The sequence below is a fragment of the Maribellus mangrovi genome, assembly GCF_037646455.1.
Taxonomy (GTDB): Bacteria; Bacteroidota; Bacteroidia; order Bacteroidales; family Prolixibacteraceae; genus Draconibacterium; species Draconibacterium mangrovi_A.
Genome location: NZ_JBBIXN010000002.1, coordinates 548,146 through 560,258, shown reverse-complemented (window position 1 = coordinate 560,258; position 12,113 = coordinate 548,146). Strand labels below are relative to the sequence as shown.

10 protein-coding genes are annotated in these 12,113 nt (G+C 40.3%); 3 read left to right on the top strand and 7 right to left on the bottom strand.

The genetic code is table 11. The features are described 5' to 3' along the window. Nucleotides 1-55: 55 nt before the first annotated feature. The 4 genes from WFY05_RS10385 to WFY05_RS10370 all read right to left on the bottom strand — a co-directional run bounded on the left by WFY05_RS10385 (nucleotide 56) and on the right by WFY05_RS10370 (nucleotide 3,481). Entirely contained in the window at nucleotides 56-517 is a 462-nt protein-coding gene (locus WFY05_RS10385) for a hypothetical protein (RefSeq protein ID WP_340112769.1), read from the bottom strand. Nucleotides 518-610: 93 nt separating this feature from the next. Beyond that, nucleotides 611-2,023 (bottom strand): NAD(P)(+) transhydrogenase (Re/Si-specific) subunit beta, encoded by a 1,413-nt coding sequence (locus WFY05_RS10380; protein WP_340112768.1) that lies wholly within the window; start codon nucleotides 2,021-2,023, stop codon nucleotides 611-613. 11 nt (nucleotides 2,024-2,034) lie between these two features. Continuing rightward, nucleotides 2,035-2,340 (bottom strand): NAD(P) transhydrogenase subunit alpha part 2, encoded by a 306-nt coding sequence (locus WFY05_RS10375; protein ID WP_340112767.1) that lies wholly within the window; start codon nucleotides 2,338-2,340, stop codon nucleotides 2,035-2,037. Between the two features lie 10 nt (nucleotides 2,341-2,350). Continuing rightward, nucleotides 2,351-3,481 carry a Re/Si-specific NAD(P)(+) transhydrogenase subunit alpha gene (locus WFY05_RS10370; RefSeq protein WP_340112766.1) on the bottom strand — a complete coding sequence of 377 codons (1,131 nt, stop codon included), beginning with the start codon at nucleotides 3,479-3,481 and terminating at the stop codon, nucleotides 2,351-2,353. 221 nt (nucleotides 3,482-3,702) lie between these two features. Between WFY05_RS10370 and WFY05_RS10365 the strand changes: the two genes are divergently transcribed. Continuing rightward, a complete protein-coding gene (locus WFY05_RS10365) occupies nucleotides 3,703-4,485 on the top strand; it encodes a Mut7-C RNAse domain-containing protein (protein WP_340112765.1) in 783 nt (260 codons plus the stop codon). Nucleotides 4,486-4,622: 137 nt separating this feature from the next. Continuing rightward, entirely contained in the window at nucleotides 4,623-5,117 is a 495-nt protein-coding gene (locus tag WFY05_RS10360) for a hypothetical protein (protein ID WP_340112764.1), read from the top strand. A 12-nt stretch (nucleotides 5,118-5,129) separates the two neighbouring features. Here the strand turns inward: WFY05_RS10360 and WFY05_RS10355 are convergent, their stop codons facing one another. Continuing rightward, on the bottom strand, nucleotides 5,130-6,899 hold the full coding sequence (locus tag WFY05_RS10355; RefSeq protein ID WP_340112763.1) for a histidine kinase N-terminal 7TM domain-containing protein: 1,770 nt from the start codon (nucleotides 6,897-6,899) through the stop codon (nucleotides 5,130-5,132). Nucleotides 6,900-7,080: 181 nt separating this feature from the next. On the opposite strand from WFY05_RS10355, the gene WFY05_RS10350 reads away from it, so the two are divergent. Further along, complete coding sequence (locus WFY05_RS10350) at nucleotides 7,081-9,225, top strand: S46 family peptidase (RefSeq protein ID WP_340112762.1); 2,145 nt, start codon at nucleotides 7,081-7,083, stop codon at nucleotides 9,223-9,225. Between the two features lie 216 nt (nucleotides 9,226-9,441). On the opposite strand, the gene WFY05_RS10345 is transcribed toward WFY05_RS10350, so the two are convergent. Together WFY05_RS10345 and WFY05_RS10340 are read right to left on the bottom strand one after the other, a co-directional pair. After that, nucleotides 9,442-10,905 (bottom strand): sulfatase family protein, encoded by a 1,464-nt coding sequence (locus tag WFY05_RS10345; RefSeq protein ID WP_340112760.1) that lies wholly within the window; start codon nucleotides 10,903-10,905, stop codon nucleotides 9,442-9,444. A 306-nt stretch (nucleotides 10,906-11,211) separates the two neighbouring features. Continuing rightward, nucleotides 11,212-12,018, bottom strand: coding sequence for an NUDIX hydrolase (locus WFY05_RS10340; RefSeq protein ID WP_340112759.1), 807 nt, complete (start codon nucleotides 12,016-12,018; stop codon nucleotides 11,212-11,214). Nucleotides 12,019-12,113 lie beyond the last annotated feature (95 nt).

Here is a 12,113-nt window from a genome sequence, read left to right as displayed (position 1 = left end):
TAAAATCCTTTAATTCCCTTTTAGCTTTACACTAAAGGACAGCTATCTTAATGTTTCAGTAAATTTGGTTAATGCGAACCTGCTTCCCGTTGATGGTGAAAGTATCACCAGTTGTTTTTCCGGCCATCATTTTGCCAAAGGGAGATGAAGGTGAAATGCAAAAAACAACTGTTTCATTCACGTTAATTCTTCCGAACGGAATGGAAATAAAATAGGCGCCCTGTGTGGTGAACACCAAACTTCCAAATACCACTTTATCGTTGACTTCTTTAGTGTCAATTTTTGCGAGGTTATTTCTAAAAGCTTCTGTTTTACTTAGCTGCGCCTGATTTTTCTCAAGTTCCATTTGGGTCATGGCGCGCCCGGTTTCGTATTTGTCGCCAACGCTGCTTTTGGTTTCATTATCGCGCGATTCTTTGGCAGCTATAATCATTTGGTTCAATGCCAGTATCTTTTTTTCGATCTCGATTGTGAGTTGTTCGATAATCTGAGCTTTTAAATTTTGACTGACTTGCATCTTAACCTTGTTTTTCAAAAATAAAAGTAAATCAAAAATGCCACCACCGTCAGCAGACGGGATGGCATTTCCGTATTTCGTTATAAATTGTTCTTACATACTCTTGATCTCGTTCACCAGGCTGGTGATTGATTTCTTGGCATCGCCAAACAGCATGCGGGTTTTGTCGTTAAAGAACAGGAAGTTTTCGATTCCTGCATATCCTTTACCCATACCACGTTTCATGATAATGATGTTTTTGGCCAGGTGTGCATCAATGATCGGCATTCCATAGATCGGGCTGCCCGGATCGTCGTAAGCTGCCGGGTTCACCACATCGTTGGCACCTACCACAATGGCCACGTCAACGTTTGGCATATCCGGATTAATATCATCCATTTCCACCAGTTGTTCGTAAGGAACATCGGCTTCAGCCAGCAATACGTTCATGTGACCGGGCATACGTCCGGCAACCGGGTGTATGGCATATTTTACTTCCACGCCCTTGCTTCCAAGCAAGCTGTCGAGTTCGTGTGCAATGTGCTGTGCTTGTGCCACGGCCAGTCCATAGCCTGGAATGATCACTACTTTTTGTGAGTAGCTAAGCAGAACCGCAGCGTCGCTTAAGGTAATTTCCTTGATACTTCCCTGTACATCGGCATGGCTGGCACCACCACCACCAAAAGCGCCCACAATAACGTTGATCAGCGAGCGGTTCATAGCCTTACACATTTGAATGGTAAGGATGGTTCCGGCTGCACCAACGAGGATACCACCAAGGATCATGGCTTCGTTTTGATAGATAAAACCTGCCATTGCTGCTGCAATACCCGTTAATGAGTTTAGTAGTGAAATAACCACAGGCATATCGGCTCCACCAATAGGCATTACAAAACTCACACCGTAAACAATACTCAAAATGAGCAGTCCGTAAACGAGGTAGGTCCTGGTTTGAACGTCGAATCCGCCGAAAATTACGAGTAGGATAAGCGCCACGATTACTGCCATGAAAAACAGGTTCAGGTAAGTCATGAATTTGGCAAATATATCGCCAACTTTTCCGTCGAGTTTTCCATAGGCGATCATACTACCACTAAAAGCAATACTACCGACCATTAATCCCAGCAGGGTAACCAAAATGGCATTATTCGGATCTTTGTGGTATTCGATCAAAGCAACGGCTGCCGAAGCAGCACCCCCTGTAGCATTGAAGAAGGATACCATTTGTGGCATGGCGGTCATTTTCACCTTACGCGCCATAATCGATCCAACGATAGTACCGGCTCCGATAATCAATAAAATGGCAATAACATTCACCAGACCAATTCCTTCGCCTGCAGCGTCTTTATTAAGGATCAAAGTGGTGATCATTGGAAGTATCATACCCGATGCAGCCCAAAAGTTTCCTTTACGGGCCGTTTCCGGATGACTCTCAAGTTTCAGACCGATCACAAACATGATCGCTGACAGAAGATAGCTGTATTCCAGGACAACTTGTCCCGGCATCATTGTATTTAGTAAAATCATAGCGTTCATGGTTATTTTTTCTTCTTTTTAAACATTTCGAGCATACGATCTGTCACAACAAAACCTCCTGCCACATTCAGCGTAGCCATAAAAAGTGCTATTGAGCCAAGCACCCATTCCAGTGTTGTTGTTGCATGACCAACAAGTATGATCCCTCCGATAATGATAACCCCGGATATTGCGTTGGCTCCCGACATGAGGGGAGTGTGCAACACCGACGGAACATTTGAAATAACCTCAAAGCCAAGAAAGACGGATAACACGATAATGAATATCGCATCTTTATTCGCTGTTAAAAAACTTAATACGTTTTCCATATTTTAGATTTTATTTTGTTTCGATTACTGATTTTACACGTTCGTTGTATAATTCTTTTGCATGCGTAATGCAGGTTCCTTTTACAATGTCGTCTTCAAAATTCAGGTTCAAAGCACCTTCTTCTCCGATGATAAGTTTCATGAAATTCAGTACATTTTTACCAAACATGCGACTTGCATCTACCGGTTTTTGAGCCGGATAATTTGATTGGCCAATGATTGAAACACCTTTGTGAACCACGGTTTCGTCGTTTTTGGTGAGTTCGCAGTTACCACCCGACGAGGCAGCAAGGTCGATGATTATCGAGCCGGGTTTCATTCTTTCAACCGCTTCCTTAGGAATCAGCAACGGAGCTTTTTTCCCCGGGATCTGTGCAGTACAGATCACCACATTTGCCTTTGCTGCATGGTCGTTAATGGCCTCCTGTTGCTTCTGTTTGTAATCTTCGGTTTGCTCAACGGCATATCCACCGGCGGCTTTGTCTTCAGTGGCACCTTCCACTTCAACAAACTTTCCGCCCAAACTCATTACTTCTTCTTTAACGGCCGAACGTACGTCGAAAACCTGTACCTGAGCACCCAGTTTTCGCGAAGTTGCAATGGCCTGTAAGCCTGCAACTCCTGCTCCCAGGATCAGCACATTTGCCGGACGAATCGTTCCTGCTGCCGTCATGAACATAGGGAAGAAGGTAGGAAGTTTTACTGCTGCCTCCAACACGGCCATGTAGCCCGAAACAGTTGCCATTGAAGAAAGAATATCCATGGCCTGCGCACGGGTGGTACGCGGGATCATGTCGAGACTGAAGGTGGTGAGCCCCGCATCGAGGAATGTTTTTACCAGATCAGTTTCCCATAAGGGATTAAAAGCACTGATCCAAACCTGCGAATCCTTAATTTTCTTAGTATCTTCTTTAGCTGGTGGCTGAATCTGCAACAGCACTTCGGCCTTTGCAAACACATCGCTACGACTTGCAATCTTTGCACCGACTGCTTCGTAGTCGGCATCATTAGCAAAAGCTTCCTCTCCGGCACCTTTTTCAACCAAAACCTCAACTTTTAACTCGGTAAAGGTCTTAACGGTCTCCGGAAGCAATGCTACTCGGGTTTCTGTACCGTACTCTTTTAGTAAGCCAAGAATCATAAAATTTGATTTAGATGTTTAATAAGAAACAAATCTAACAAATAAAAATCATCGTGTGCGTTAACGGTATTCAAATTTATTATGATGTATAACAGTTTTAACTTTTACTGTCGGGTAGGATTTGTTAGTGCATAGACGCTATGAAATAGGCCATTATGACATTGGGCAGCAGTAGCTGAACTTATTTTGAATGCGTATAAATTTGAAGTAACTTTAATTTTATGCGGGATTTTCATGAAAATACGACAAATCATGCTCCAAAAATAAGACAGGTAAAGTTTCGGTTTTACGAGGAACTCAACGATCATCTTCCGGATAAACAAAAAAAGAAATCGTTCGCATATACTTTTAAGGGAAAGCCCTCGGTAAAGAATGCAATTCAGGCAATAGGAGTACCTCATGGTGAAGTTGATCTTATTCTGGTGAATGGCAATTCTGTTGATTTCGATTACCAGTTGAAGGGCGGGGAGGAGATTTCGGTTTATCCGGTATTTGAATCGTTAGATATTGCTGAATTAATCCGTTTGCGTGCCGAGCCATTGCGCCAAACAAAATTTGTGGTGGATGTTAACCTGGGCAAGCTTGCACTGAAACTTCGTTTGCTGGGTTTCGATACCGTTTTTCGAAACGATCTGGAGGACGACGAAATTGTGGAAATTTCCCGGAAGGAATCTCGTATAATTCTAACTCGCGACAGAGGTATTTTACAACAGAATGCAGTTACGCACGGATATTTCCTACGCAATACTAATCCTAAAAAGCAACTGGTTGAGCTGGTAAAACAGTTGCAGCTTCAAAATTCTTTTCAACCATTTACACGCTGTTCGGTATGCAATGGTTCGCTCGAACCGGTTGAAAAGTGTAAATTGCATAAGGAACTAAAAGCCGGTATTTTGGAATTTCATGATGCATTCTGGCAATGTAAAGGTTGCAAAAAAATATACTGGGAAGGATCGCATTTCAAACGCATCAATCAATGGATAGAAGAGCTTAAAGATTCATAATTAGCAGACTAGCTGGTGAAAATACTTCTCAGCAAAGAAATGTTTGGATGCATTTAAGATGTAATTTAGAAGGACATAAAACAATTTTGGATTTTGAGGGTTGTATTTGCTCAGTTAATACTTTTTAATACGAACGAATGATGAAAAAGATTTTGATGCTGCTCTTGGTCAGCTCGTTGGTTTTTAATGCATTTTCACAGGAACACGAACACCACAACGAGGAGCATGAACAGGAACATCATCATGTGCATGAAATTGGTGTGTCGGTAGCACCGGTTTATTATACTAAAGCCGGTGAATTAAGTACAGCTACACATTTTCATTATACATACAATTTTCCGCAAACCGGATTTGGACTGGGGATTGGTTACGAACGAATTTTCGACGATCACAAGCATAATTTTGTGGGTGCAGAGTTATCCTATCGTATTGTTCACCCTTTGAGTTTAAGCCTTTCTCCCGGTGTAGCTTTTGAAGGCGATCATCCGGATGAAAAGGAATTTGCACTGCATTTTGAAACCGTATATGAATTTGAAGTTGGCGCATTTCATATCGGCCCTGTGATGGAGATGGCTTATCATCCCGAAGATTTTCACGTAAGCCTGGGCGTTCATATTGGTTTAGGCTTTTAAGTAATCCGGTTTTTATTTGGAAGGAAGAATAAAGAAAAATTCAGCACCTTCGCCTTTCTTGCCGCTGCTTTCAACGCCAACCGAACCGCCCATTTTTTCGATGATACGTTTAGCAATCGACAGCCCCAAACCATAACCAAAGGATTTGTCGGGAGCCAGTCGTGTATGTTTATTAAACAACAAGGTTTGATCTTCAGTCGATATTCCATCGCCATTATCGCGTACCCAGAATTTCACCTTATTTTTGCCGATTTTTCTGCTGCCCACGGTAATTACAGGTGGATTTCCACCATACTTGATGGCGTTGCTGATGTAATTCATCCACACTTCAATGATCCAGGGTCCGTAGGCCAGAACCGGCTGCCAGTCGGTAGTCACTTCAATTTGTGCATCGTACTCGCTGATCAGATTTGCTACCTGTCCTGTTGCCTGATCAAAAATCTGTTGCATATATACCGGCTCTTTTTCTACATCATCATAACCGGCGGTCGCCAGTTTCATCAGTTCCTCGGTGATCTGAATGGTTTTAAATGCCGAGTCTTTAACCAAGTGTGAAATTTCCCGGATCATTTCGTGATTGCCTTCTTCCTGTAAATCGACAAGTATTTCGCTGGAAGAATAAATGCCACCCAGCAGGTTTTTTAGGTCGTGGGCAACGGTATGTGCAAATGAATCAAGATCTTCAATCAGCTTTTCGTTGCGTTCGATCTCCTTTAGTAACTGGTGGTTTCTGTTTTTAAGTTGCAATTCCGATTTTCGGATTGAGCTAATATCGGTGATAATAATAAGCTTCCCCGACTTTTGTTTACTGCGGTTGAAGATCGGCGATATTTTTACCATGTAATAGCGAATCCCTTCTTTCTTCTTCAATCGCATCTCGAAATTATTTTCCTTATCGTGTTCAATGGCCGTCATTAAATCGCTGTAGTTTTTAAATATTTCCTTAAAATCTGCACGATTCATATTCTCCGAACCGAAATTAAAAATCTGTTTCGATGTTGGATTCATTTCTTCAATTTCCCCCTGGTTGTTCACTACAATCACACCATCCTGTAATACCTCAATAAGTTTTTGCGTGGCCAGGGGAATAACCTCAAACATGCGATGGCGGTATACTCCTATGGCAATGACCAGTCCGGTTACCACAAAGCAGGCTGTGGTCCAGTCGAAACCCGGAATAGGATTCAAATTGGTGATGTAGGCAAAATTTCCAAGAACAGGAATAATGGATGCGATAAGTAAAAGAGAGATTTGTGACCTGTAATAACGGCTAAAATGGAAATATGAGCGGACCAGATTCAGCAGCCCTAAACCAATCAGCAAAAAAGCATAACCATAAAAAATCCAGAACCATGGGCCATGTTCGTAAAACATGATGTCGGAATTTTCTGGCAGGCTGATATCTTTCCATACCCAGTGGTGCAAATTGTTGGTAAGAACCAGCAAAACTGTTAATATCGGGAGTATACTTAGCAGCAAGTAATTCTTTGTGCTTAAAAAACGGAATTTCTGGTTAAATGCCTGCGTAAAGAAGAAATAACTGACCGGAAGAAAAGCAATTCCGAAGTAGGAAAGCTGCGACCAGAATATTTTATTTTCGAGAACAGGCGTGCTGAATTCGCAGGCATAGGTAAAGGCCCAAACAGCCACATTAATTTCGATGACTATGAGGTAGCGAACTTCGGCCAGACTTCTGTTCTTCCACAACATCACTACAATTGCAAGTGCTGCCAGAGTGGTAACAAACTGAATGATACCGTTTGTTGAAAGAATTTCAAGCATAGATTTGTCGGGTTCTTTGTTCGAGGCTAAAATAGTCAAATATTAAAAAACAGTTCGACCAAACGTTTACGAGTAATTAACAGTTATCAACTCCATTCATGTCCGGAATTGCTGAAAATCATTTTTTATAAAATCATTTTGAATTTATTTGCACTTCATTTTCAAATTCTAAGATTTTACAATGAAGAAGTTAGTATTACAGGTTCTGATATTACTTGCAGCTGTACAAGTGTCGGCTAAAGAAGGGATGTGGATCCCTACGCTGCTCGAAAAGTACAACATGACCGAAATGCAGGAAAAAGGTTTCAAGCTGAGTGCAGCAGACATTTACGATGTTAATCATGCGAGCATGAAAGATGCGATCGTTTTGTTTGGACGTGGTTGTACCGGCGAGGTGATCTCCGATGAAGGATTGCTGATCACCAATCATCATTGCGGATACCGGAATATTCAATCGCACAGTTCTGTTGAAAATGATTATCTCACCAATGGTTTTTGGGCCATGAGCAGGGAAGAGGAACTGCCCAATCCCGGTCTCACGGTAAGTTTTCTGGAATATATGGAGGATGTTACAAAGCGTGTGTTCGACGAAACCAAAGGTTTGGAAGGTGAAGTGTTTCAGAAAAAAATAGATCAGAATATTGATCGCATAAAACAGGATGCCTCGAAAAACGGCAGGTTTAAAACCGATGTAAAACCTTTGTTTTATGGGAATCAGTATTTTCTGTACGTGTACAAAGTGTACAAAGATGTTCGTTTGGTGGGAGCGCCTCCTTCGGCAATCGGAAAGTTTGGAGGCGATACTGATAACTGGATGTGGCCCCGACATACCGGTGATTTTTCCATTTTCAGAATTTATGCTGATAAGAATAACGAACCTGCAGAATATTCGCCCGACAATGTTCCGTATAAACCCAAAAAGTTTTTGCCGGTGTCGCTAAAGGGAATTGAGCCCGGCGATTTTACCATGGTTTTTGGATATCCGGGAACCACCACGCAGTACTGGCCGCATCAAGCCGTTGAGGTAACTATGAATCAGCGTGATCCGGACCGAATTATGCTGCGCGACAAAAAGCTTGAGATTATTGGTGCCGATATGCAAAGTGATCCACAAATACGAATTCAATACGCGGCTAAATATGCGAGTATCAGTAATGCCTGGAAAAAATGGCAGGGCGAGATCAAAGGACTTGAACGCCTGGATGCCGTGAATAAAAAGCTGGAGTTTGAAGCTGAATTTGAAAACTGGGCTAAACAAAAGGGAATATGGGACAGCCAATACAAAGTTGTATTCGATAATTTTGAAGATTTGTATGCCGAATATGCCAAATACATAAAAGCCGGCGATTACTATTCTGAAGTTGTAACACGTGGAGTGGAATTGTTTGGACAAGCCCGCAGCCTGAATGACATTATAAACAGCATTGAAAACAAACAGGAAGAAAAAGTAGCCAGTCAGCGAAAGACAATGTTGAGAGGACTGGAAAGATTCTATAAGAATTTTAATCAGCCTACCGACGAGAAACTGTTTGCCGAATTGTTACCAGTTCTTGTAAGGGATCTTGAACCTGAGTTTGTACCCGAGGAAGTTAAGGCGACTGTTGAAAAGTACAATGCGCAGCAACTGGTGAAAAAAGTATATCGAAAATCGATTCTTACCGATCGGGAGAAACTAAACGATTTACTTGAAAATGCTTCAGAAAAGAAGCTGCTGAAACTTCGAAAAGATCCGGTTTTGCTGTTGTTTAACCGCCTTAATTTTTTAACTGAAACCAAGATAAAACCCAATGTGAAACGCATAGAAGCCGTCATCGATGCCAATATGAGAAGTTATGTGGCCGGCCTTATGGAAATGAAAAAAGGGCAGGCATTTTATCCCGATGCCAATCTGACTATGCGAATTACTTACGGACAGGTTGAAGGTTATAAACCACGCGACGGTGTGAAGTACATGCACTACACAACACTCGACGGAATTATGGAAAAAGGTAATCCGGCAATTTACGATTACGATGTTCCTGAGAAGCTAAAAGACTTATACAAAGAAAAAGATTTCGGGCGTTATGCGGTTAATGGTACAGTACCGGTGGCGTTCACTGCTTCAAACCATACCAGTGGCGGTAATTCAGGGAGTCCGGTTATTAATGCTGACGGCGAACTCATCGGTGTTAATTTCGACCGTTGCTGGGAAGGCACCATGAGCGACATTATGTACGATCCGGAGGTTTGCCGTAATATTTCGCTCGATATTCGTTATGCACTTTTTATCATCGACAAGTTTGCCGGTGCCGGTTATTTGCTGAAGGAAATGGAGATGGTGGAGTAGGAGCTATTGCTAAGTCTCAGTTATAAGTAATATTCACCCGGGATCTTAAAGTCACCGAGTGAATATTTTAATCCAGAGTTATTTTGCAGTTAAACTCCCTTCTAATTTTGGATCAACAGACCTAAGGAAATGTTGATTTTACATTTCTTGGTTACAAGTAGCTGAATCCTAGGTGATTTTACTAACACTCTTTCTGAAGCATTGTCAACAATTTTATTATTTATTCCAGCCTCTAAGGTTGTTGTTGATTTCATTCTCAAAAGAGTTTAATCTGTTTTTCAACTCCTCTGCTTTTTCAGGATATTTCATTGAAACATCATATGATTCATCAACATCCTTACTCAGATCATACATAAAAGGACCAACCTTAATCATCTTGTAAGTGCTGTTTTCTGACTTATTTTCTCTGAAGTATTTATAATTACCATCGATTATAGCTTCCGGTGTTTTACCTTGAAATAATACAAGTTCTCCACGATTAAATTCGGTATCTTCACCTTTAAAATAGGATAAAGCATTAACGCCATCAATTTTTCGATCTTTAGTTAATTCAATACCCACTAAATTCAATAGAGTTGGATAAAGATCCATACCACTAACTGTATGGTTAAGTATGGCTCCTTCCAGAATAACTCCCGGCATCCAGGCTATAAATGGAACTTTAAATCCTCCGTTATGGATATTTCCTTTTCTTCCCCTGTTAGGTCCTGAACTACCTTCAAACCATGGACCATTATCACTGGTGAAAATCACTATGGTATTATTATCAAGCCCGTGTTTTTTTAATGTCTTCATAATTTCACCTACACTCCAGTCAAGTTCCTGAACACAATCTCCGAATAATCCGCCATCAGACTTACCAATCCAGTCATCACTGGCATTAGGCGGGTTGTGTGGAAAGGGAGAGGCATAATATAAGAAGAAAGGCTTGTCTTTATTTTCTTCAATAAAGCGAATTGATTTTTGAGTTAAGTCCTTGGTTAAAACAGTTTGATCAGCAGGGGCCTCAATAGCTACTTCACTATTTTCATATATTCGATATGGCGTCATGTCGTTGCTGTAATGGGCACCATAGAAATAATCAAAGCCATTATCATTGGGCCTTTCGCCTTCTCTTTCTCCCAAATGCCATTTTCCTATCAATGCCGTTGAATAACCTCCTGCACCCAGTACTTTCTGGAGCATTACTTCATCCTGTGCAATGGTTTCCATTCCGTAGGAATAAACATTTGCAATATGCATGATCCGATTTGCAGTCCTATATTTGAAATCATCACACCTGAGAAAAACATTTGGAACATGTGCCCTTACAGGATAACGTCCCGTTAATAATCCGGCTCTTGATGGTGAACATACATTTGATGGAGCATAATAATTCGTTAGTCTTACTCCTTTTTCTGCTAATGCATCTATTTCGGGTGTTTTAACAGCTTCTGATCCAAAAGCAGAAATATCGCCATAACCCATATCATCGGCATAAATAATGATAATATTGGGTGCGTCTTTCCCTACTTGAGGTATGCTTTCCAAATAGCTCTTTTCAAGATCAAATCTAAAATCCCGCTTTTTTGAATTTCTTTTTTGTGCATATATCAGATTTGTTACAATTAAGAGCGCTATAATTGTCATCAGAGATCTGCCCCAGCGCAACTTATACTTGCCGTTTAGCTTTTGTTTCATAAAAAAAAATTTAATCTTCATTTTTACTTGTTTAATTAAATGATTCTATTTTACGATTGTAAATACAACGACAGCTTGCAATAAATTATACTCCACATAAAGAGTTTAATATTTTTGCTTGTACACAAAATATCTAAATTGCACGCTGTATACAATTGAAAGTTGATTTCAATACAACTATCAAAATCTTATGAATAACTGAATATTAAGCCTACAAGTAAATGTAGTAAAAGAGGATTTTTAACATTCAGATTAAGCATCCGAAGTATTTAGACCATATAGTTATTAACCTTTTTGCTAAATTTATTATACAAATAAACCAATTCCCTTCTTTAGGAGTGACTCATATTTTTCTTTATCAAATGAGTATAAATACGGGGCTTTATTGGCTGCTCCCGTCATTAGTTTTTCATGTCTGTTTAAAATATCCAGTTTTAGCATTTTACTCTGAAAATTTGATCGTTCCAAGGGTTTTCCAAGAAAACCTTCATATACTTTTTTTAATGCTTTCATCGTGAATTTTTCAGGTAACAGAGCCATACTTATAGGAAGATAACTTAGTTGTATACGAACATGATCCATTGCTTTATTAAAGATATCATCGTGGTCCATAACCAATTCAGGCTTATCTTTTATGGGTACCCACCTACATTCTGAACTATATATATCCTCAACAGGTGTAGTATTCTCCATATTGACAACCGTAACAAATCCGGTTGTCAGGTAACGGGTTCTGAACCACTTTTCTATCTTAATGTCATATTTCGCCGCTATTGAAAGCATTAGCTGAATTTCTTCCTCGCTTCGCCTGTTTATACCACTGAAAGTATGAAACTGCTCTAATACTGAAACGGATATTCCTGTTCTTTCTTTCAAAGACCTATGAGCTGCATCTTCTAAAATTTCATCTTTATAAACTACACCGCCAGGAAGAGCCCATTTACCTCCCATTTTCCATTTCATCAATAATACATTGAGTTCCTGCTCATTGTAATCAAATCCAAAAACCACACAATCTATTGAGTGTCCCGGTAAAATTTTCTCTATGTTGTAAAAACTCATATTAAAAAAATATGCGACAAATATATAAAATTTATATTGTATTGTTTGCACACAATAAAAAAACAATTTACTATTGTGCGATTTTTATACAATAGGGCACAAAATAGCAGAGGATTTATTTTTTGTGATGTTTAAAAGTCAACAGG